The organism is Nocardia sp. NPDC005825, from assembly GCF_040630175.1.
GTDB lineage: Bacteria > Actinomycetota > Actinomycetes > Mycobacteriales > Mycobacteriaceae > Nocardia.
Map to the genome: position 1 here is coordinate 28,533 of NZ_JBEXXC010000004.1, position 19,780 is coordinate 48,312.

Sequence of the window (19,780 nt, forward strand, 5' to 3'; positions counted from 1 at the left end):
GAATTTCGAGCCCATTGCCCGTTTCCGGGCGAACTCTGACCGAAAGAACTAGTCCCGGCCGACAAGAGTGTCAGCCGGGACTTCGCGCACTGCGCCTCGAGGACTACGCCTCGAAGGTGGCGTCCAGCTCGATGGTGTCGACGCCGGTCAGCGCCTTGGACACCGGGCAGCCCGCCTTGGCGGCCGCGGCGGCGGCCAGGAACCCGGCCTCGTCGATGCCGGAGGCCTTGCCGACCAGGGTCAGCTTGATCTTGGAGATGCGGAAGCCGCCGGCCGGGTCCGGGCCCAGGGTGACGTCGGCGGTGATGTCGAGGCTCTGCGCGGTGCCGCCCGCATTGCCGATCTCGGCGGACAGAGCCATGGCGTAGCAGGAGGAGTGCGCGGCCGCGATGAGCTCTTCGGGGCTGGTGGTGCCGTCGGCCGCGTCGGCGGCGCGCTTGGGGAACGAGACGTCGTACTTGCCGACGCCCGAGCTGACCAGCTCGACCTGACCGGAACCGTCCTGCAGACCACCGGACCAGCTGGTACGCGCGGAACGTGTAGGCATCGTTACGTCCTTTCGTATGGGGGAACTCGACTCCCGCTCGAACCTACCCGGTGGCGGCCGCGCTGTGGTCCCAGTGTTCGAGGATGCGCGGCCAGGACTGCCGATGCCGGTCGCGGGCGGGCTCGTCGGGGAATCCGGCATGGGTGAGCAGCAGGGCGGTGCCCGCGCCGTGTGCCGAGAGCTCCACCGTGAGTACGGTTTCCGCGCCCGCCGTGCCGTCGGTGATCCAGGTGAGCTCCACCAGATTGTCCGGGACCAGGCGCAGGAAACGCCCGTAGTGCGGGTGGCCGCCGCCCGCGGTGAAGTAGAACGGCTCGTTCACCTCGGGCCGCATGCGCACCGAACCCGGGTCCGCGAACCAGGTCCCGAACTGTCTGGTGGCCATGCGGTAGAGCTCGGCCGGGGAGGCGGCCATGATGCGTTCGGCGACCAGCGAGAACGGTCGCGCGGCGAGGTCGGGTGGCCGCGGGGGCGCAGCGTTCATGGGCGGCGACGATACCGCCCCGAACCGCGCTCACCCGGGATTGGTGACCCGGGCGAGCACGATGCCGCCGATGATCATGGACAGCGCCAGCATCCGGCCCACACTCAGCGGGTCCTTCTGCACCAGCACGCCCAGCGCGATCGCGCCGACCGCCCCGATGCCGGTGAAGATCGCGTACGCGGTGCCCACCGGCAGCGACTGCATGGCGTAGGACAGCAGGTACACCGCGACCGCCGCGAGCAGGAAGCACACCAGGGTCGGGAGCGGCTTGGTGAAATTCTGGGTCGGTTTGATGGACTGCGACCAGGCGATCTCCACCAGACCGGCCAAACCCAGGACGAGCCAGTTCATGTCAGTACTCCTTACCGAGCGCGCGGACGGCGTCGAGGGCGGCCGCGTAGGAGGCGTCGTGCTTGTCGCGCAGCTGAGCCAGCGCCGGATCGTGGCGGGCGTTCACCAGTTCGGCATTGACGAAAACCGTGTCCTCGACGGCGAAGTGGCCGGCGAAGAAGTCACGCAGGTAGCGCTCCTGGTAGTCGTAGATCGCCTTCGGCGCGCCCGGGGAGTACGCGCCGCCGCGCGCGGTCACCACCACGAATCGGGTGGGGGCCAGCGACATTCGCGGGAAGGTGATCTGGTCCAGCCAGGCCTTGAGGCTCGCCGGGATCGAGTAGTTGTACATCGGCGTGCCGATCAGCACGACATCGGCGGCGCGGACCTCGGCGAGCAGGGGTTCGACGATATCCCAGGCCCGCTGCTGGGCGGCTGATTCCACCAGGTCGGCCAGGCGGTCCAGGTCGGTGCTGCCGTGTGCGAGGAGGCGGTCGCACAGTTCGGTCCAGCCCTCGCCGATGAACGGGATGGGGTCGGCGGCCAGGTCGCGGTGGACGTAGGCGCCGTCGGGGTGTTCGGCCCGCCAGGCGTCGGCGAAGGTCGCGCCGAGCAGGCGGCTGACGGAGTTGCGGCGGGCGCTGGCGTCGAGGTGCAGCAGGGCGGTCATGAGCGGGTCTCCCATCAAGTGGACATGATGTCCGGTTACTTCTCCGACGGTAGACCTCAACCGGACATGTTGTCCACTTATTCCTCGACGGCTACAGTGAGCTGCATGAACACCCCCGGCCTACCGCTCATCGACGACCAGGCCGCGCCCGTCGAACGCGCCGACGCGGCCCGCAACCGGGCCAAGGTGCTGGCCGCCGCCGCGCGCCTGTTCGCCGACCGCGACCCGCGCACCGTCACCATGGACGACATCGCCAAGGCCGCCGGGGTCGGCCGCGGGACGCTGTACCGGCGCTACCCGGACGTGGGCTCGATCGCGGTGGCCCTGCTCGACGAACACGAGAAGGCGCTCCAGGAACAGCTCTTACGCGGGGAACCGCCGCTCGGGCCGGGCGCACCGCCCGCCGAACGGCTCGCCGCGTTCTACGCCGCGATGCTCGAATTGCTCGACACCCACGCCAATTTGGTGCTCGGCGCGGAGACTGGGGGCGCGCGCTTCCGCACCGGGGCCTACCAGTTCTGGGCGGTGCACGTCCGGACGCTGCTCGTCGAAGCCGGTGTGGCCGAACCGGATACGCTGGTAGACGCACTCCTCGCCCCGCTCGCCGCCGAGGTGTACCGGCAGCAGCGCGACCGCGGGCTCGGCACCGATCGGATCGCCGCCGGACTCGCGCGGATCGCGCACGGCGTCCTGGACTCGCCCCGGCCGTGACACGGCGCTGCGACCGCCCTCCGGCTGGAGGGACGGCCGCACACGGTATCCGCTTGCGCCTCAGGCCATGTCGCGACGATGGACCAGCCAGATCGTGCCGCCCGCGAACAAGATCACGTAGACGGCCAGGACGATCAGCGACTCGCCGCGCGAGAGCACACTCAGGACGCCCGGCGTCGCCGGGCCGCTCACCGTGCGCATCGAACCCGCGAGCGAACCGGCGGCCGTACCGGGCAGGTGATCGGTCACCGCCTCGATCGGCGAGAAGATCGCGCCCACGCCACGGAGCAGATTCTCCACCACCAGCACCCACACCAGGCCCAGACCGACCGCCAGCGCGGGCCCCCGGGCCGCGGTCCCGACCAAGGCGCCCGCCAGCGTCCACATGGTCAGAATCGCCGCGCCCGAACCGATTCCGAACAGGATCCGGCCCGCGGACGGCAGCGCCAGGGACTGCCCCTGGCTGCCCGCGATGAGCATCGCCACCCCGGTGTCGACAGCGAAGGCGACCAGCACCAGCGCGACCACCGTCAGCGCCAGGCTCAGCACCACCGCGCCGATCACGTTCGCCCGCGAAGGCCCCTGTGTCAGTGCGGTTTTCCAGCTGCCCCAGCCGTATCCGCTGCCCGTCGCCAACGCGCCCAGCACCAGCAGCAGGGCGCCCCCGAACAGCGCCATGCCCTGCGTGAACACCTCCGGTACCGCGGCGGGCAGCATCTGCTGCAGGAGCGCATCGCGGGGCAGCCCGTTGGACATGCGCGTACTGCCGCCGGTCGTGTAGGCGAGGTAGTTGAACAGGTAGGCGAAGGTGAGGTTCAGCAGGATCCAGGTGCCGAGCACGATCCAGAACGCGGGCCACTTGCGCAGCCGTAGCAGTTCGGCCCGGACGCTGGCCACCAGCGCCGGGAGCGGGCGGTGGTCGTCGAGTACGCCGCGGTCTGTCATTTCGCCGTCTCCGTCATCTCGAAAAACACTTCTTCCAAAGACTTTTCGTCGCTGCGCAGTTCGAGCAGGTCCGCGCCCGCCGCGACGACCGCGCGCGCCACCGCCGGTGCGGCGGCGGCTCCGGCGTCCACCCGGATCCCGGCGGCGGTGAGCAACGCGGACCGTTCCCCCGCCACCGCTCGCACCGCCGGGAACGCCAGGTCCAGGGGTTCGGCCCGGACCAGCAGCGAGGCGGTGCCACGCAGGTCCCGCACCGTCGATTCGGTGAGCAGGCGGCCGTCGGAGATGACGCCGACGCGATCGCAGATCTCCTGCACTTCGCTGAGCAGGTGACTGGACAGCACGACGGTGTGCCCGTCGGCGGCGAGTCCGGTGATGAGTTCCCGCATGTCGGCCATGCCCGCGGGATCCAGGCCATTGGTGGGTTCGTCGAGGATCAGCAGGTCGGGGCGGCCGAGCAGGGCGGCCGCGACGCCGAGACGCTGCTTCATGCCGAGGGAGTAGGCGCGGAACCTGTCCTTGCCGCGGGCGGACAGGTCCACCCGGGCCAGGGCGTCGGCGACCGCGTCGTCGCCGACACCCCGATATCGGGCCAGGACGCGCAGGTTGTCACGGCCCGACAGATAGGGGTAGAAGCCGGGGCCCTCGATGAGAACGCCCATGCGGCGCAGCGCATCCGGGTCGCCGGGCGCGCGGCCGAGCACGGTCGCGGCGCCCGAGTCAGGGCGGATGAGACCGGCCAGCATGCGCAGCGTGGTGGTCTTGCCCGCGCCGTTGGGGCCCAGGAAGCCGTAGATCTCGCCGCGGCGCACGCTCATGCTGACCGCGTCCACGGCGGTGTGGTGGCCGTAGCGCTTGGTCAGCCGGTCGGTGACGGCGATCGCTTCGTTCATGGCTTCCACGATCCGATTCCGGGGACGGAAAGTAATCCGTCCCGGCGCGTGATCGGGTGTACGTATCGAGACGTATTCGGGGGCCGTATCCGGACGTATTTCGGTGCGACACGGTGCCGCTGCCCGACGACGGCGCTACGGTGCTGCTATGGACACACGCGGGGGAAGGCTGGGTCGGCGCGACGTGCTCCCGGCTCTGGCGGTGGGGGCGATACAACTCGGCGCGGGCACGCTGGCCAATCACCATCAGAACGTGCCGCGCGCCCTCGACCTGCTCGGATACATGCTGCTCACGGTGGGTCCGGTGCTGCTTCTGCTGCGCCGGCGGTACCCGCTGGGGGTGTTCTACGGGACGATGGCCGTCACGGTCGCGTACCTACTGTTCGGTTATGGATACGGGCCGATCTTCGTCTCGCTCGTCGTCGCCTTCATGACCGCCGCCGTACGCGGATCCCGTTGGCACACCTACCCGTTCGTCGCCGTCGGGTATCTGCTCATGGTGTGGCCGGTCCCCGGCTGGTGCGGGTACCGGACCAGCGTCTGGCAGGAATTCGGTTTGCTCGCTTGGCTTTTCCTGCTGGCGGCCGCCGCCGAAGGGCTGCGGCAGCGACGCGTCGCCCTGATCGCGCGACAGCAACGCGCCGAAGCCGCGGCACGCGAGGAACAAGCCGAACGGCAGCGCGCTCGCGCCCAGCACGCCCTGGAATCGGCCGAACGGGAACAGCGGGTCACCGAGGAGCGCCTGGCCATCGCGCGCGAACTGCACGATGTGCTGGCGCACAGCCTCTCGCTGATCAATGTGCAGTCCTCGGTCGCGCTGGAGCTGTTCGAGCGCAAGCCCGAACAGGCCGCCACCGCGCTGGCCGCCATCAAGACCGCCAGCAAGGACGCGCTCGGCGAGGTCAACGCGCTGCTGCGGTCCATCCGCGGCGGCACCGCCACCGTCGCCGCGCCCACCACGCCCACCATCGGCATCACCGACCTCGACAAACTCACCGGACCGGCCCGCGCCGCCGGACTCGAGGTGCACACCATGGTCACCGGCGGGCCGCGCCGGCTGCCCGCCGTGGTCGACGTGGCCGCCGCCCGCATCGTGCAGGAGTCGCTCACCAATGTGGTGCGGCACGCGCCCGGCGCGAGCGTGCTCGTCACCGTGCACTACGCGGCCGAACGGCTGCAGCTCACCATCGACAACACCCGGCCCACCCGGCAGCCCGCACCCCAGTCGCCGTCCGGCGGGCACGGCATCACCGGCATGACCGAACGGGCCCACGCGCTGGGCGGGCAACTGTCCGCCGAACCCAAGGCCGACGGCGGATTCCGGGTCAGGGCGCGCCTGCCCACCCACCTGGCTCACCCCGAACCGGCTGCGTAACCTGGGAATTCGAGGAGGACCGATGCCGATCCGAGTGGTGATCGCCGACGATCAAGCGCTGGTGCGCGCGGGCTTCGTCGCGCTGCTCGGCGCCCAGGACGACATCGAGGTGGTGGGCGAGGCCGACCACGGCGGCCAGGCCGTCGACCTGGCCCGGGCGCTGATCCCCGACATCGTGCTCATGGACATCCGCATGCCGGTCCTGGACGGGCTGGCCGCCACCCGCGCCATCGCCGCCGACCCGGCCCTCGCCGCGGTGAAGGTCATCGTGCTCACCACCTTCGACCTCGACGAATACGTCTTCGAGGCGATGCGCGCCGGAGCCACCGGCTTCCTGGTCAAACACACCGAACCCGCCGACCTGGTCAAGGCCGTCCGGGTGGTCGCGGGCGGCGACGCCCTGCTCTCCCCCAGCGTCACCAAACGCCTGGTCGAGGAATTCGCCACCCACGCCAAACCCGCCCCCGCCGCCGCCTTCTCCGAACTCACCGACCGCGAACGCGAGGTCATGACGCTCGTCGCCGAGGGCCTCACCAACGCCGAGATCGCCGAACGCCTCTACCTCAGCCCCGCCACCGCCCGCACCCACGTCAGCCGCATCCTGGTCAAACTCGGCGCCCGCGACCGCACCCAACTGGTGGTGCTGGCTTACGAATCCGGCCTGGTGCGGCCCGGCTGGCAGTGATCAGAAGCTGCTCCAGTACTCGCCCACCTCGAAGCTCTGCACCACACCGCGTTTCATCTGCGGATCATCGGCGACGGTGACCATCTGACGCGACAGGTCCAGCTTCATGCCGTCCGAGGCGAGGAACTGCTGACTGTTCGAGGTGAACGTGAAGAACTTCGCCTCGAACGGCTGCGGGCGCAGCTGCGGAACATCGGCGCGCAGCACCCGCGGACCACCCGGCTCCTCGCACACCGCCAACCGCTGCATCGTCTCGAGCCGGGACCCGATCAGCAGCACCGGTCGTTCACCGTCACCGCAGCGCGCGAAGGAATCCCGCCAGCCCTGCGCGTCGGCGGCGGGCGGCAGTGCACCGGACGTGGTGGGAATCGACGGTGTCGACGTGGGTGCCGGCGTTCCGGCCGACGGCACCGACGCCGTCGACGGCGCGGTCTCTTTCCCCGAGCACGCCGCCGTCGACGCCAGTAATGCGAGCCCGGCCAGCACCGGAAGACAGGAGCGAACCGTGATCACCCCGGGAGGCTAGCAATCCGGCCACGGTCGTGAATCGGTCGGCGATTCGGTCGTGCGGCACTCACGGCCCCAGACGGCGGCTACGCCTGCCGACGTAGCCGAGGTGACGTCTCGAAACGGATTCCCCGCCAAACGAAGCCGCGCATGCTCGAGGGCATGAGCATGAACTTCGGCATCGTCATCGCGCCCCGGTCGGGGGCCACGTGGATCGAGGCGGTTCAGACCGCCGAACGGCAGGGCTACGGCACCGTGCTGCTGCCCGACACGCTCTACACCCCCTCACCGTTCCCGGCGCTCGCCGCCGCGGCCGCCGTCACGACCACCCTGCGGCTACGGCCCAATGTGCTGGCCGCGCCGATGCGGTCGGCGGCCGCCACCGTGCGCGAAACGGCTGCGCTGCAATTGCTTTCCGACGGCCGATTCGAGCTCGGGCTCGGGACCGGACGACCGGATGCGGCCGCCGAGGCCGAAAAGCTCGGCGTCGCTTTCGGTTCCGCGGCGCAGCGGCGGGCGCAGCTGGTGGAGGTCGCGCGGGCGGTACGGGCGGAGGTGACGCCCGCACCGCCCATCGTCATCGCGGCCTCCGGGGCGCGGATGCTCGCCGCCTGCGCCGAGACCGCGGACCGCGTTCATCTCGCCGTCGCGCCGACCGCCGGTGAACAAGACCTGGCCGACATCGTGGCCCGGGTCCGGGATCTCACCGAACGGCCGATCGCGTTCAGCCTGCAACTGGTGGCGATCGGGGACGCGCTGCCGCCGTTCATGAGCAAGTTCATGGGCGTCACCCTCGAGCAGCTACGCGACGCGAACGCGGCCGCCCTGCTGCCGGCCGACCCGGCCGCGGCGGCCGAACTGCTCGAGCACCGTCGCGAGAAGCTCGGAATCGACGAAATCCTGGTCCCCGGCGACCTTTCCGAGGCGTTCGCCCCGGTGCTCGAGCAGTTCCGCTGAACCGTCAGCGCACCGGCTCGCCCAGGCCCTGCCGAATGGCCTGCTCCACAGGGGAATACGCGCCGTCAGGCCGATCCAGGTCGCACGGCTCCCGCAGCAGCAGCGGCGGCTGGGCCATGAACTTCGGCCGCCCGGTGCGATTGGGCTGGGCAGCGTGGATGAGGAAGGGGTGGCACAGGAACACGTCACCCGCCTTGCCGGTGGCGGCGACCTCGGGCAGATCGGCGCAGTCGGCGTAGAACTCGTGCAGATCGAACATCGTGGTGCCCGCCTCGCCGAACGGACGCAGGACCTGGGCGAGGCGCTGATGCGAGCCGACCCGAATCCGGGTGGGGGCGTCGTCGGGGCCGACATCGGAGAAGAGGAACAGCATGAGCAGGGCACGGCCCTTGGAGTAGACGTTCACCCGCCAGCTCAGGTAGTCGTCGCGGTCGGCGTCGCCCGGGAAACTGACATCGACATGCCAGCCGGCATCGCCGGGCGACTCCGGACTCGGGAAGCGAATCGGCCAGCTGCCCAGGCTCTTCCGCGGCAGCCAGCGGCCCGGGCCCACCAGCTGGTCGAAGGCCTCCAGCAGAGCGGGAGCGGTGACCGCGTGCTGGAAGGGCTCCTCGGCGTGATCCCAGAGCCGGATGACCGGCTCGGTCCAGGTGGCGGGATCGTCCGGATCGCATCCGGTCTCGCGCCAGAGGATCTCGCGGCCCGCCGCGGCGGTCGCCGCCGAGAAGACCCCGTCGACCTTCACGAAGCCATCGGTGACGAAAGCGGCGATCTGAGCGTCGGTGAGCATTGCTCGAGCATCCGCGATACCCGGGTCGCTCCGCCACCGAATTTCGTTCCCGGACACAGCAGCAGCCCCGCCCTCCCGGAGGAGAACGGGGCTGCTGTCGTCTTGCCGAGACCTACTCGCCGGAGGCGGCGGCCGGTGCCTCACCCGCGAGGGCGGCGACCGGCTTGTCCTCGGCGGCCGAGTCGGCCTTCTTGGTCAGCTTGGCCTTGGCGGCGAAGGTGAACTTCGCGTTCTCACCCTGGCCTTCGCCGTCCCAGCCCTCGACGTCCACCACGACGACCTGACCGGCGCCCAGTTCGCCGAAGAGGATCTTCTCCGACAGCTGGTCCTCGATCTCGCGCTGAATGGTGCGACGCAGCGGGCGGGCGCCCAGGACCGGGTCGAAACCGCGCTTGGCGAGCAGGCTCTTGGCCTTCTCGGACAGCTCGATCTCCATGTCCTTGTTCTTCAGCTGGTTCGCGACGCGGCCGATCATCAGGTCGACCATCTGGATGATCTGGTCCTGAGTCAGCTGGTGGAACACGATCACGTCGTCGATACGGTTCAGGAACTCCGGGCGGAAGTGCTTCTTCAGCTCGTCGTTGACCTTCAGCTTCATCCGCTCGTAGTTCGAGCCCTCCGCGTTGGACTGGGCGAAGCCCAGGCCCACGGCCTTGGAGATGTCCGAGGTACCGAGGTTCGAGGTGAAGATCAGCACGGTGTTCTTGAAGTCGACCGTACGACCCTGACCGTCGGTCAGGCGACCGTCCTCCAGGACCTGCAACAGGGTGTTGTAGATCTCCTGGTGCGCCTTCTCGATCTCGTCGAACAGCACCACCGAGAACGGCTTGCGGCGCACCTTCTCGGTGAGCTGGCCGCCCTCCTCGTAACCGACGTAGCCCGGAGGGGCACCGAACAGACGCGAGGCGGTGAAGCGGTCGTGGAACTCGCCCATATCGATCTGGATGAGCGCGTCGTCCTCGCCGAACAGGAAGTTGGCCAGCGCCTTCGACAGCTCGGTCTTACCGACACCGGACGGGCCGGCGAAGATGAACGAGCCCGACGGACGCTTCGGGTCCTTCAGACCGGCGCGGGTGCGGCGGATGGCCTTGGACACGGCCTTGACCGCGTCCTCCTGGCCGATGATCCGCTTGTGCAGCTCGTCCTCCATACGGAGCAGACGGGTGGTCTCCTCCTCGGTGAGCTTGAACACCGGGATACCGGTCCAGTTGGCCAGGACCTCGGCGATCTGCTCGTCGTCGACCTCGGCCACGACGTCCAGATCACCGGAGCGCCACTGCTTTTCGCGCTCGGCCCGCTTGGCGACGAGCTGCTTCTCCTTGTCGCGCAGACGCGCGGCCTTCTCGAAGTCCTGCGCGTCGATCGCGGACTCCTTCTCCCGGCGCGCCTCGGCGATCTTGTCGTCGAATTCGCGCAGGTCCGGCGGCGCGGTCATCCGGCGGATGCGCATGCGCGCGCCCGCCTCGTCGATGAGGTCGATCGCCTTGTCCGGCAGGAAGCGGTCGTTGATGTAGCGGTCCGCGAGGGTGGCCGCGGCGACGAGAGCGCCATCGGTGATGGAGACCCGGTGGTGCGCCTCGTAGCGGTCGCGCAGACCCTTGAGGATGTTGATGGTGTGCTCGACCGTCGGCTCGCCCACCTGGACCGGCTGGAACCGGCGCTCCAGGGCGGCGTCCTTCTCGATGTACTTGCGGTACTCGTCGAGGGTGGTGGCGCCGATGGTCTGCAGCTCACCGCGAGCCAGCTTGGGCTTCAGGATCGAGGCCGCGTCGATGGCGCCCTCGGCCGCGCCCGCACCCACCAGGGTGTGCAGCTCGTCGATGAACAGGATGATGTCGCCGCGGGTGTTGATCTCCTTGAGCACCTTCTTCAGGCGCTCCTCGAAATCACCGCGGTAGCGGCTGCCCGCGACCAGGGAACCCAGGTCGAGGGTGTACAGCTGCTTGTCCTTCAGCGTCTCCGGCACCTCGCCGTTGACGATGGCCTGGGCGAGACCCTCCACGACGGCGGTCTTACCGACGCCGGGCTCACCGATCAGGACCGGGTTGTTCTTGGTACGGCGGCTCAGCACCTGCATGACGCGCTCGATTTCCTTCGAGCGGCCGATGACCGGGTCGAGCTTGCCCTCGAGGGCGGCCTGGGTCAGGTTGCGGCCGAACTGGTCCAGCACCAGCGAGGTGGACGGGGTGCCCTGCTCGCCGCGCGAACCGGAACCCTCGACCGGCTCCTTGCCCTGGTACCCGGACAGCAGCTGGATGACCTGCTGACGGACGCGGTTGAGATCCGCGCCCAACTTCACCAGCACCTGCGCCGCGACGCCCTCACCCTCGCGGATCAGGCCGAGCAGGATGTGCTCGGTGCCGATGTAGTTGTGACCGAGCTGCAGCGCCTCACGCAGCGACAGCTCGAGCACCTTCTTGGCACGCGGGGTGAAGGGAATGTGGCCGGACGGCGCCTGCTGGCCCTGTCCGATGATCTCCTCGACCTGCGAACGCACACCCTCCAGCGAGATACCAAGGGACTCCAGCGACTTCGCCGCGACGCCCTCGCCCTCGTGGATCAGGCCCAGCAGGATGTGCTCGGTGCCGATGTAGTTGTGGTTGAGCATCCGGGCCTCTTCTTGGGCCAGGACAACGACCCGCCGCGCGCGGTCGGTGAACCTCTCGAACATCGCTCCCTCACTCTCCTGCTCCGCCATCACTGGCATCCGGCGCTTCAGACCCTGTGCTGCCCTTCTGGTCGCCAGCCTGCCATGAAGCCCTGGGGTTGCATCCCCCGACTCCACTCTAGTTGCCAGGGGTCACGCACGTCGTCCGTCCACCCTATTGCGAACCGGCGACAGTACGACTCATTCAGTCATAACGGGGCAGTTGCGCGGTACGTTTCCGAACCCGCTACGCCCACAGCGAACAAGCCGGTCAGTCCCGGAAATCGAGTGCGTCGGCTATCCGGTGAGCGGCGGAACGAACTCGCACGGGACCGGACGCGGATGCTCGGGATCGAGAGCGTTGAGCGCGATCATCGCCGCGCGATGGCTGCCCGCGATCGCCAGGTGGTCGGAGTAGTCGACCGGGCAACCGTCCTGCATGAAGAAGTTGGTGACGTTCGGACCGGGCACCAGGCCGATCGTGTACGGCACGATCAGCTCGTCGTAGCGGGTGTCCAGGTTGGTGTACGCCACGGTCGGGTCGTAGACGCCGTCGGCGTTCAGGGCCGTCATGAACGGATCCCCGCCCAGCATCTCCGAACAGGCCGGGCACACGCCCAGGCTGACCGCCGCGTCCACGGTCGCGGCATCGGCCCCCAGCCGCGCGGCGAAGGCCCGGACCATGGCCATATTGTCGCCGTAGGTGCCGAGCCACGGCGCGGCGATGGCCACGAACTTGTCCACCTGACCCGAACCGCCGAGCCGCTTGATGAAGTACTGGCCGACGATATTGCCCTGCGAATGGGCGATCAGGTCCACCTTCAGGGCGCCCGTCGCGACCCGCACCCGGGCCACGAAGGCGGCCAGCTGCGCCGAACTGTCCTCGATGGTCCGGAGGCCGCCCATGGCCGACAACGGCCACGGCACGTCCAGCGCACCGTAGGTGAGCGCGAAGACGCAGTAGCCCTCATTGGCCAGCAGCGGCGCGTAGGCGCCCCAGTTGGTCTGCGCCCCACCGGCGGTGCCGTGCACCAGCACCACCGGATCCGGATGCGCCGCGGACGGCTTGCAGTTCCAGTCGTTGGAACCCGGCAGCGAGCCACCGGGATCGGCGAGCTCGTACGGAATACCCGCGAAGAAGTTGAAGCTCACCGGATACTCCGCGTGAGCCGCACCGCTCGCGGTGATTCCCAGCATGGCCAGCACCGCCAGGATCAACAGCGAACCCGATGTTCCCCGCACCCTTGTCATCATCCCTCCCGATGCCCCGAATCCCATGGTGAACCCGGCCGGTCAGGCGCCCGTGAAGGGCGGGACGAACTCGCACGGGACCGGACGGGGGTGCGCCGGGTCCAGGGCGTTGAGCGTCATCATGGCCGCGCGGCGACTGCCCGCGATGGCCATGTGATCGGAGAAGTCGAGCGCGCAGCCTTCCTGCATCAGGTCGTTGGTGACGTTCGCGCCGGGGACCAGGGCGATCGACGGCCACACCGCCTCGTCGAAATTGGAGGCCAGGTTGGTGTAAGTGACCGACGGGTCGAACACGCCGTCGGCGTTCAGGGCGTTCATGAAGGAGGAGTCGCCGAGCATCTCCGGGCAGGCCTGACAGATGACGCCGATGGTGGCCAGATTGTCGATCTGGTCCGCGGTCGCGCCCAGCTGCTCGCCGAAGGCGCGGATCACGTTCATCTGGTCGCCGAAGATGCCCAGCCACGGGGGCGCGATGGCCGCGAAGTGGTTGACCTTGCCGGCGCCGCCGAGCCGCTTGATGAAGTAGTTGCCGACGGTGTTGCCCTGCGAGTGGGCGACGAAGTCGACCTGCGCGGCGCCGGTCGCCGACAGCACCCGGTTCACGAATGCGGCCAGCTGAGCGGCACTTTCGGGGATCGGCTTCATCCCGCCCAGCGCGTTCAACGGCCACGGGACGTCGAGGGCGCCGTAGGTCAGGGCGAACACGCAGTAGCCCTCGTTGGCGAGCAGCGGCGCGTAGGCGCCCCAGTTGGTCTGCGCGCCGCCCGCGGTGCCGTGGATCAGCACCACCGGATCGGGGTGGGCGGCCGTGGGCTTGCAGGACCAGTCATTGGCGCCGGGCAGCGAGCCGCCCGGATTGAGCAGCTCGTTCGGGATACCCGCGAAGAAGCTGAATGTGACCGGGTATTCCGCGCGAGCCGTACCGCTCGCGGTAATGCCTAATATCGCCAGCACCGCCATGATCAGCAGTGATCCTGGCGTTCCACGCATGGGCATCCTCTGCATGTTCCCTCCCAAATTAGAACGCGTTCCGACAACCTAGCCAGGAAACAAGCACGGAGGATGGATTACTGACGAGTAAGTTCTGAAACCGGTTTCACTACAGGAAAACGGCGGCGGCCGGGACCCGCAGGCGGCTTGTGTTGCCGCACATCGGGTCCCGGCCACCGCCGGAAAAGCGTGCCGAATTACTGCCGGGCGGAAGGGAATCCGGGCTGCGGGGCGTATTGCGGGTACATCGGAGCCGAGGCCGCGACCGGAGCCGACACCGACTTCTGATCCGCCTTGGCGTGCTGCATGCCCGCCACGAACAGCGCACCCGTCAGCACCAGGAAGGCGAGGGTGTGGATCACCGCGCGCACGACGTTCCAAGCCACCCAGGAGCTTTCGAACTGGGATCGCACCGCCGCCAGATCCGGGATCTGCGCGACATCACCGGCATTGGCCAGCTGGTTGTTGAGCGGCACGTTCAGGCCGGAGGTCACCACGAAGGCGATCACATTGAGCGCCAGCGCGACGCCGGCCCAGATCAGCGTGGTGCGGGCGTCCTTACCCAGGTGCAGGGCCGCGGCCAGCACGGTGAAGCCGACCGAACCCATGAAGGCGAGCATGAACGGCGGGTTGATGATGACCACGTTGATCTTCTGCATGATGTCGACGAAGGTGCGGTCGTCGGACTGGCCCAGAGCCGTCATCACCGAGGTCGCGTAGGCGAAGAAGATGCCGGCGGTGAGGCCGGTGGTCAGCGTCGCCGCCACCAGCGCGGCCGTGCGAAGTGCGAACATCGATCTCTCCTGACTGGATCCGCCACCCGAACTCCCGGGCGATCAACTACATCCAGTCAACAGTCCGCGGCCCCGGAAACCCATGGCTCAGAAGCTCACCCCCATGCGCGCGGATCCAGGGTCAGAGATCGCGCTCCGAGATGACGCCGGACTGCATGGCCAGGTTGGCGAGGCGGACGCGCTTCTGGTTCTGCGGCAGGTCCTCGACGCCGAACTTGGCGAACAAGGCGCGCAGGTGGGTCTTGATGGCGTCGACGCTGAGGAAGAGTTCGGCCGCGATCTGCTGGTTCGAGGCAGGCGAGGCGAAGCCGTCATTGCCGCGCAGGGGGCGGCAGAGCGCGATCAGCACCGACCGCTGGGTCTCGGTGAGCGAGCGGAGCGTGGGCAGCCCGCCGGTCGAGGTCTGCGTGACATCGCCTGCGGCGCCGCTGAAGTCGTGGAAGGTGACCCGCGAGGTGCCCATCCGGATGACATCCCCCGGCTGCAATCGATGCCGCCCCACCAGGCGGTCACCGTTGACGAAAGTGCCGTTGCGGGACAGGCCGTCGTCCACGATGGTCCAGTGCGCGCCCAGGTATTCCGCGGTCGCGTGCAGGCGCGACACCTCGGCGTCCCAGAACAGCGACAGATCGGCCTGCGGGGAGCGGCCGATGGTGATCCGGGGCTGGTCGGAGGACAGCATCAACTCGTGCTGGCGTCCCTCTTGGTCCTTGACCCGGAGGAAGGAACCGTGGAAAGCGGTCACTGTGCCGATACCTCTTCTCTACACCCAGCCAGTGACGTCGTCTGCACGTTTCAATGGTGCCTGGCCACCCCGGGCGGTAGCAAGATCGCAGTTGATCCTCTGGTTATACGCAAAGCGTATGAATAAACCACTGCCGCCCGGGTCGCACGAACACCCGGACGGCAGTCGAATCGGCGACTAGCGGACACTAGTTCTTAGCAGCGGCCTTGTTGTAGGCCTCGGTGATGTCAGCGGAGATACGACCACGGGCGGACACCTTGTGTCCATTCCGGCGAGCCCATTCGCGAATGGCCGCGCTTTGTTCACGGTCGATCGAGACCCGGTTCTTCGGTCCCGCGGCCGGAGCGCCGGCCACCTTGGTGCGACGCCGTCCGCTCGTGCGCCGAGCGGCCGAAACCCAAGTCTCCAGACCCTCCCGAAGCTTGGCCGCATTCGCCGTCGACAAGTCGATCTCGTACGAGACGCCATCGATAGCGAACTCGATGGTCTCGTCCGCGATGGACTCACCGTCGACATCGTCGATCAAGCTAACGGTGACCTTCTTTGCCATGAGATGAACGTCCTCTCGAAATCGTGCGACCCACATAGTCAGGCCGATTACCCGACGCCAGAATACCGCTAATTCCGATAGTCCCAGAACAGGCCCCGGAAATGCAATCCGGAGAACTAACGGGCGGCCGGCCGCACAATTGGAAAGAGTATCGTTTCCCGGATTCCGTGGCCAGTCAGGGCCATCAGCAAACGATCGATACCCATACCCGTTCCCGTTGTGGGGGGCATACCGTGCTCCATCGCGGCGAGGAAGTCCTCGTCCAGGCGCATGGCCTCGTCGTCACCGGCCGCCGCCAAACGCGCCTGATCCATGAAACGTTCCCGCTGGATCACCGGATCCACCAGTTCCGAATAGCCGGTGGCCAGTTCGAAGCCGCGCACGTACAGGTCCCACTTCTCGGTAACCCCGGGCTTGCTCCGATGCTGACGGGTCAGCGGCGATGTCTCCACCGGGAAGTCGCGGACGAAAGTCGGGGCGTAGAGCTTGTCACCGTAGACGTGCTCCCACAGTTCCTCGACCAGTTTGCCGTGACCGTAGCCCTTACCCTGCGGAATTTCCAGACCGACCCGATCCGCGAGCGCCAGCAATTCCTCGACGGAAGTTTCCGGGGTGACCTCGGTACCGATCTGCTCGGACAGCGACGGGTACATCTCGACGGTCGCCCACTCGCCGGACAGATCGTATTCGGTGCCGTCGGCCAGCGTCACGACCTGCGTGCCGTAGACCTCCTGCGCGACTTCCTGGATCAATTCGCGCATCATCACGGCGGAATCATCGTAGGTGCCGTACGCCTCGTAGGTTTCCAGCATTGCGAACTCGGGCGAATGGGTGGAGTCCGCGCCCTCGTTGCGGAAGTTCCGGTTGATCTCGAAGACCTGCTCGATGCCGCCCACCACGCAACGCTTCAGGAACAGCTCCGGCGCGATGCGCAGGAACAGCTCCATGTCGAGCGCGTTCGAGTGGGTGGCGAACGGACGGGCCGCCGCGCCGCCGTGGATGGTCTGCAGCATCGGGGTCTCGACCTCGAGGAATCCCCTGCGCTCCAACGCGTTTCGCAGCGCGCGCACCGCGGCGACGCGGGTGCGGGCCATCTCGCGCGCCTCCGGGCGCACGATCAGGTCGACATAGCGCTGCCGGACCCGGGACTCCTCGTTCATCTCCTTGTGCGCCACCGGCAGCGGGCGCAGCGACTTCGCCGCCATCTCCCACGAGTCGGCCATGACGCTCAATTCGCCACTGCGCGAGGCGATCACCTCACCGTGCACGAACACGAAGTCACCCAGATCGACATCGGCCTTCCAGGCCGCCAGCGACTCCGCGCCGACCCCGTTCAGGCTGATCATCGCCTGCAGCTTGGTGCCGTCGCCCTCCTGCAGAGTGGCGAAACACAACTTGCCGGTATTACGGACGAAAATGACGCGACCCGCGATCCCGACCGTCTGACCGGTCTGGGTATCGGGCGCCAGCTCCGGGTACGCCGCCCGAATTTCGGCGAGGGTGTGGGTGCGATCCACCACCACCGGATAAGCCTCGCGACCCTCCCCCAGCAACCGTTCCCGCTTCTCCTGGCGAATCCGCATCTGCTCGGGGACGTCATGCTCCACCGCGGGCGCCGCGGCACGCTTTTGCCCAGCGGAAACGGTGGTGCTTGCAGAAGAAGAAGAGGGAGGGGTGCTCACGGGTACCCAGCCTATCCTGCGGCGGAAACCTTTTTCACTCCCCCGCCTCCCCGCGACTTCGGCGCCCGACCCGGGCAGCGTCGACCGTCTCGCACGCGTCCCGGCGGTCGAGTGCCGAAACAATTTCGGCCGTGCCCGACGAGTTACCCCGGGCGGCACGAAATCGGTCGGCAACTCCGCGATCGAAAGCTACAGCCATGCCAGGGTGGCGACCTCACGTTCGAAGTGGGGGGCCGAGGCGGCGACGGTCAGCAGACCGGCGGCCTTCAGCGCCTGATATCCGCCTTCGAGGTCGGTGGCGCGGCGCAGGCCCAGCTGTTGCAGAGAGGCGGCAGCCAGGCTGGAGGTGTAGCCCTCCGAGCAAACGACGATCCATTCCACGTCGTGGTGCTCGGCCATTGCCAAACGCGCGGAACTGGACGGATCCAAACGCCATTCCAGCACATTCCGCTCGATGACCAGCGCGCCCGGCAGGGTGCCCTCGCGCAGGCGCTGCGCCTGCGGGCGAATATCCACCAGAATCGCGCCGCGGGCGATGGCCTGCGGCAATTCGATCGGGAGCAGGCGACGCAGCTGCTGGCGCGCCTGGGCGAGCATGCCGTCGATCGTCATGTGGGTCATTCGAGTTCGCCTTCGGGCTGGTCGGTGAGGACGGAACGGGTGCGCCGCAGGGTGCCGTGGCCGGTGACCTCGTAATAGGACATGGCCGTCAGCGGCGGGGAATAGGCGTGCACGCTCAGGGTCGGATTCAGCGGGCCGGTGATGCCCGCCTCGGATTCCGGGGCCCGCACCACGTCGTGCACCCAGCCGAGCGGGAAGGAAGCCTGGTCGCCGGCGGTGAGGGTGCGGCGGCGCAGGTCCCGGCCGTTCCAGCGGTATTCCGAGAGCGCGCCGGACAGCACGGTCAGCGCGCCCAGCGAGCCCGCGTGGTCGTGCAGTTCGGTGTACTTGCCCTCCACCCAGCTGATCAGCCAGACGTCGACCTCGTCGTCCGCGACAAGCCTTGCGGCCCAGCGGTTCTCGGTGGGCCACAGGCCGCCGTCGGGCAGCAGGTGATCGTAGCGGCCCTCCAGCACGTCCTGGGCGCCCTCATCGGTCAGGCGCAGCAGGTCGGCCGGACGCAGCCGGGTGGGCAGAGCGGAGGCGGTGGCGCGCTCGGTCACCTCGGGCAGCAGGCCCGACGTGGCGGCGGCACGCGAATCGACAGGTAAGGAAAGAACAGAGGAACGCATGAGCGCATCTCCAAGAAGTGTGAAAGTGGTCGGGGGCTATACGAAGCCTCGACGACCGTCGAGGCGAATCAGCCTCGACAACACTCCTGGGTGCTCACACGGAAAGACACGAGGGCGAGTTTAACAGCGGATCGCCGGGAACCACCAGGCCCCCCGGCGACGACTGCGTCACTTTTATTCCGCCCGGTCGGTTCAGGGCCGGGTGCGGCGCGCCTGATTGCGCTCGTACACCAGCCGCAGGCCGTCCAGGGTCAGGTTCGGCTCGTGATGCTCGATGGTCTCCGACTCCGGCACGATCAGCGGCGCCGTCGCACCCGTCGCCACCACCGCCACATCGTCGCCGGAGAAGGCGTCGATATCCCGGATCCGGTCGATCAGGCCGTCCACCAGGCCCGCGAAACCGAAGATGGCGCCCGACTGCAGGCACTCCATGCTGTTCTTGCCCACCACCGACCGCGGCCGGGTCAACTCCGCACGCCGCAGCGCGCTGCGGGAGATCAGCGCCTCGGTGGAAATCTCCACACCCGGCGCGATACTGCCGCCCAGGAATTCACCCTTCGCCGATACCAGGTCCACACAGATGGCGGTCCCGAAATCCACCACGATGGCCGGGGATTGGAAACGGTGATATGCCGCAAGACAATTCACGATCCGGTCCGCGCCGACCTCTTTGGGATTGTCCACCAGCAACGGAATACCCGTGCGCACACCGGGTTCCACGAGTACATGCGGCACGTGACCCCAATAGCGCGAGAGCATCTCGCGTAGCTCACGCAGCACCGGCGGCACCGTGGACAGCGCCGCGACACCCACCACCTGATCGGCGTCTGCGCCGATCAGACCGCGCACCTGCAGCGCGAACTCGTCCGCGGTCAACAGCGGATTGGTGTGCATCCGCCAGTGCCGGGCCAGCTTGGCGTGCTCCCCGCTGCCGGAGAACAGGCCCAGCTCGATACTGGTATTGCGGACGTCGATACAGAGCAGCATGCCCGCCC

22 protein-coding genes are annotated in these 19,780 nt (G+C 68.2%); 4 read left to right on the forward strand and 18 right to left on the reverse strand.

Going from position 1 to position 19,780, the window contains the following annotated elements; all coding sequences use genetic code 11:
• Positions 1 to 103: 103 nt before the first annotated feature.
• The 4 genes from ABZ382_RS12370 to ABZ382_RS12385 are packed head-to-tail and all read right to left on the reverse strand — an operon-like array spanning position 104 to position 2,031.
• A complete protein-coding gene (locus tag ABZ382_RS12370; protein ID WP_357087437.1) occupies positions 104 to 547 on the reverse strand; it encodes an OsmC family peroxiredoxin in 444 nt (147 codons plus the stop codon).
• 43 nt (positions 548 to 590) lie between these two features.
• Positions 591 to 1,031, reverse strand: coding sequence for an SRPBCC domain-containing protein (locus ABZ382_RS12375; protein WP_357087440.1), 441 nt, complete (start codon positions 1,029 to 1,031; stop codon positions 591 to 593).
• 30 nt (positions 1,032 to 1,061) lie between these two features.
• Complete coding sequence (locus ABZ382_RS12380; protein WP_357087443.1) at positions 1,062 to 1,382, reverse strand: multidrug efflux SMR transporter; 321 nt, start codon at positions 1,380 to 1,382, stop codon at positions 1,062 to 1,064.
• A gap of 1 nt (position 1,383) precedes the next feature.
• Positions 1,384 to 2,031 carry an NAD(P)H-dependent oxidoreductase gene (locus ABZ382_RS12385; protein WP_357087446.1) on the reverse strand — a complete coding sequence of 216 codons (648 nt, stop codon included), beginning with the start codon at positions 2,029 to 2,031 and terminating at the stop codon, positions 1,384 to 1,386.
• Between the two features lie 105 nt (positions 2,032 to 2,136).
• On the opposite strand from ABZ382_RS12385, the gene ABZ382_RS12390 reads away from it, so the two are divergent.
• On the forward strand, positions 2,137 to 2,742 hold the full coding sequence (locus tag ABZ382_RS12390) for a helix-turn-helix domain-containing protein (protein ID WP_357087448.1): 606 nt from the start codon (positions 2,137 to 2,139) through the stop codon (positions 2,740 to 2,742).
• Between the two features lie 60 nt (positions 2,743 to 2,802).
• Here ABZ382_RS12390 and ABZ382_RS12395 read toward each other — a convergent pair whose 3' ends face one another.
• A complete protein-coding gene (locus tag ABZ382_RS12395) occupies positions 2,803 to 3,687 on the reverse strand; it encodes an ABC transporter permease (RefSeq protein WP_357087451.1) in 885 nt (294 codons plus the stop codon).
• Positions 3,684 to 4,580 carry an ABC transporter ATP-binding protein gene (locus ABZ382_RS12400; protein WP_357087452.1) on the reverse strand — a complete coding sequence of 299 codons (897 nt, stop codon included), beginning with the start codon at positions 4,578 to 4,580 and terminating at the stop codon, positions 3,684 to 3,686. The genes ABZ382_RS12395 and ABZ382_RS12400 overlap by 4 nt, the downstream gene beginning before the upstream one ends.
• Before the next feature lie 148 nt (positions 4,581 to 4,728).
• Here ABZ382_RS12400 and ABZ382_RS12405 point away from each other — a divergent pair, with 148 nt between their 5' ends.
• Both ABZ382_RS12405 and ABZ382_RS12410 read left to right on the forward strand, forming a co-directional pair.
• On the forward strand, positions 4,729 to 5,955 hold the full coding sequence (locus tag ABZ382_RS12405; RefSeq protein ID WP_357087454.1) for a sensor histidine kinase: 1,227 nt from the start codon (positions 4,729 to 4,731) through the stop codon (positions 5,953 to 5,955).
• A 22-nt stretch (positions 5,956 to 5,977) separates the two neighbouring features.
• Entirely contained in the window at positions 5,978 to 6,640 is a 663-nt protein-coding gene (locus ABZ382_RS12410) for a response regulator transcription factor (RefSeq protein ID WP_357087456.1), read from the forward strand.
• On the opposite strand, the gene ABZ382_RS12415 is transcribed toward ABZ382_RS12410, so the two are convergent.
• Positions 6,641 to 7,153 carry a hypothetical protein gene (locus ABZ382_RS12415; RefSeq protein WP_357087459.1) on the reverse strand — a complete coding sequence of 171 codons (513 nt, stop codon included), beginning with the start codon at positions 7,151 to 7,153 and terminating at the stop codon, positions 6,641 to 6,643.
• A gap of 156 nt (positions 7,154 to 7,309) precedes the next feature.
• On the opposite strand from ABZ382_RS12415, the gene ABZ382_RS12420 reads away from it, so the two are divergent.
• Positions 7,310 to 8,104, forward strand: coding sequence for an LLM class flavin-dependent oxidoreductase (locus ABZ382_RS12420; RefSeq protein ID WP_357087462.1), 795 nt, complete (start codon positions 7,310 to 7,312; stop codon positions 8,102 to 8,104).
• 4 nt (positions 8,105 to 8,108) lie between these two features.
• Here the strand turns inward: ABZ382_RS12420 and ABZ382_RS12425 are convergent, their stop codons facing one another.
• The 11 genes from ABZ382_RS12425 to ABZ382_RS12475 form a co-directional block, all read right to left on the reverse strand.
• Positions 8,109 to 8,894 (reverse strand): phytanoyl-CoA dioxygenase family protein, encoded by a 786-nt coding sequence (locus ABZ382_RS12425; protein ID WP_357087464.1) that lies wholly within the window; start codon positions 8,892 to 8,894, stop codon positions 8,109 to 8,111.
• 112 nt (positions 8,895 to 9,006) lie between these two features.
• Positions 9,007 to 11,565: an ATP-dependent Clp protease ATP-binding subunit gene (locus ABZ382_RS12430; RefSeq protein WP_357087466.1), complete on the reverse strand. Its 2,559-nt coding sequence runs from the start codon at positions 11,563 to 11,565 to the stop codon at positions 9,007 to 9,009.
• Between the two features lie 273 nt (positions 11,566 to 11,838).
• The gene (locus tag ABZ382_RS12435; RefSeq protein ID WP_357087468.1) at positions 11,839 to 12,792 is read right to left on the reverse strand and encodes a lipase; all 954 of its coding nucleotides are present in this window, start codon (positions 12,790 to 12,792) and stop codon (positions 11,839 to 11,841) included.
• A 42-nt stretch (positions 12,793 to 12,834) separates the two neighbouring features.
• The gene (locus ABZ382_RS12440; protein WP_357087470.1) at positions 12,835 to 13,782 is read right to left on the reverse strand and encodes a lipase; all 948 of its coding nucleotides are present in this window, start codon (positions 13,780 to 13,782) and stop codon (positions 12,835 to 12,837) included.
• 197 nt (positions 13,783 to 13,979) lie between these two features.
• Entirely contained in the window at positions 13,980 to 14,576 is a 597-nt protein-coding gene (locus tag ABZ382_RS12445; protein ID WP_357087473.1) for an anthrone oxygenase family protein, read from the reverse strand.
• A 121-nt stretch (positions 14,577 to 14,697) separates the two neighbouring features.
• Positions 14,698 to 15,258, reverse strand: coding sequence for an FHA domain-containing protein (locus ABZ382_RS12450; protein ID WP_357088707.1), 561 nt, complete (start codon positions 15,256 to 15,258; stop codon positions 14,698 to 14,700).
• A 250-nt stretch (positions 15,259 to 15,508) separates the two neighbouring features.
• Positions 15,509 to 15,871, reverse strand: coding sequence for an Lsr2 family protein (locus tag ABZ382_RS12455; protein WP_357087475.1), 363 nt, complete (start codon positions 15,869 to 15,871; stop codon positions 15,509 to 15,511).
• 116 nt (positions 15,872 to 15,987) lie between these two features.
• On the reverse strand, positions 15,988 to 17,454 hold the full coding sequence (gene lysS, locus ABZ382_RS12460; protein ID WP_357088710.1) for a lysine--tRNA ligase: 1,467 nt from the start codon (positions 17,452 to 17,454) through the stop codon (positions 15,988 to 15,990).
• A 288-nt stretch (positions 17,455 to 17,742) separates the two neighbouring features.
• A complete protein-coding gene (locus ABZ382_RS12465; RefSeq protein WP_357088712.1) occupies positions 17,743 to 18,165 on the reverse strand; it encodes a rhodanese-like domain-containing protein in 423 nt (140 codons plus the stop codon).
• Between the two features lie 5 nt (positions 18,166 to 18,170).
• Positions 18,171 to 18,785 (reverse strand): cysteine dioxygenase family protein, encoded by a 615-nt coding sequence (locus ABZ382_RS12470; protein ID WP_357087477.1) that lies wholly within the window; start codon positions 18,783 to 18,785, stop codon positions 18,171 to 18,173.
• 192 nt (positions 18,786 to 18,977) lie between these two features.
• Positions 18,978 to 19,772: a type III pantothenate kinase gene (locus tag ABZ382_RS12475; RefSeq protein WP_357087480.1), complete on the reverse strand. Its 795-nt coding sequence runs from the start codon at positions 19,770 to 19,772 to the stop codon at positions 18,978 to 18,980.
• Between the last annotated feature and the right edge of the window lie 8 nt (positions 19,773 to 19,780).

Excerpts from the sequence above, each read along its gene's own strand:
- ABZ382_RS12370 (WP_357087437.1), bottom strand. The coding sequence starts at position 547 with ATGCCTACACGTTCCGCGCGTACCAGCTGGTCCGGTGGTCTGCAGGAC.
- ABZ382_RS12375 (WP_357087440.1), bottom strand. The coding sequence starts at position 1,031 with ATGAACGCTGCGCCCCCGCGGCCACCCGACCTCGCCGCGCGACCGTTC.
- ABZ382_RS12380 (WP_357087443.1), bottom strand. The coding sequence starts at position 1,382 with ATGAACTGGCTCGTCCTGGGTTTGGCCGGTCTGGTGGAGATCGCCTGG.
- ABZ382_RS12385 (WP_357087446.1), bottom strand. The coding sequence starts at position 2,031 with ATGACCGCCCTGCTGCACCTCGACGCCAGCGCCCGCCGCAACTCCGTC.
- ABZ382_RS12390 (WP_357087448.1), top strand. The coding sequence starts at position 2,137 with ATGAACACCCCCGGCCTACCGCTCATCGACGACCAGGCCGCGCCCGTC.
- ABZ382_RS12395 (WP_357087451.1), bottom strand. The coding sequence starts at position 3,687 with ATGACAGACCGCGGCGTACTCGACGACCACCGCCCGCTCCCGGCGCTG.
- ABZ382_RS12400 (WP_357087452.1), bottom strand. The coding sequence starts at position 4,580 with ATGAACGAAGCGATCGCCGTCACCGACCGGCTGACCAAGCGCTACGGC.
- ABZ382_RS12405 (WP_357087454.1), top strand. The coding sequence starts at position 4,729 with ATGGACACACGCGGGGGAAGGCTGGGTCGGCGCGACGTGCTCCCGGCT.
- ABZ382_RS12410 (WP_357087456.1), top strand. The coding sequence starts at position 5,978 with ATGCCGATCCGAGTGGTGATCGCCGACGATCAAGCGCTGGTGCGCGCG.
- ABZ382_RS12420 (WP_357087462.1), top strand. The coding sequence starts at position 7,310 with ATGAGCATGAACTTCGGCATCGTCATCGCGCCCCGGTCGGGGGCCACG.
- ABZ382_RS12425 (WP_357087464.1), bottom strand. The coding sequence starts at position 8,894 with ATGCTCACCGACGCTCAGATCGCCGCTTTCGTCACCGATGGCTTCGTG.
- ABZ382_RS12430 (WP_357087466.1), bottom strand. The coding sequence starts at position 11,565 with ATGTTCGAGAGGTTCACCGACCGCGCGCGGCGGGTCGTTGTCCTGGCC.
- ABZ382_RS12435 (WP_357087468.1), bottom strand. The coding sequence starts at position 12,792 with ATGACAAGGGTGCGGGGAACATCGGGTTCGCTGTTGATCCTGGCGGTG.
- ABZ382_RS12440 (WP_357087470.1), bottom strand. The coding sequence starts at position 13,782 with ATGCGTGGAACGCCAGGATCACTGCTGATCATGGCGGTGCTGGCGATA.
- ABZ382_RS12445 (WP_357087473.1), bottom strand. The coding sequence starts at position 14,576 with ATGTTCGCACTTCGCACGGCCGCGCTGGTGGCGGCGACGCTGACCACC.
- ABZ382_RS12450 (WP_357088707.1), bottom strand. The coding sequence starts at position 15,258 with ATGCTGTCCTCCGACCAGCCCCGGATCACCATCGGCCGCTCCCCGCAG.
- ABZ382_RS12455 (WP_357087475.1), bottom strand. The coding sequence starts at position 15,871 with ATGGCAAAGAAGGTCACCGTTAGCTTGATCGACGATGTCGACGGTGAG.
- lysS (WP_357088710.1), bottom strand. The coding sequence starts at position 17,454 with ATGCGGATTCGCCAGGAGAAGCGGGAACGGTTGCTGGGGGAGGGTCGC.
- ABZ382_RS12465 (WP_357088712.1), bottom strand. The coding sequence starts at position 18,165 with ATGACGATCGACGGCATGCTCGCCCAGGCGCGCCAGCAGCTGCGTCGC.
- ABZ382_RS12470 (WP_357087477.1), bottom strand. The coding sequence starts at position 18,785 with ATGCGTTCCTCTGTTCTTTCCTTACCTGTCGATTCGCGTGCCGCCGCC.
- ABZ382_RS12475 (WP_357087480.1), bottom strand. The coding sequence starts at position 19,772 with ATGCTGCTCTGTATCGACGTCCGCAATACCAGTATCGAGCTGGGCCTG.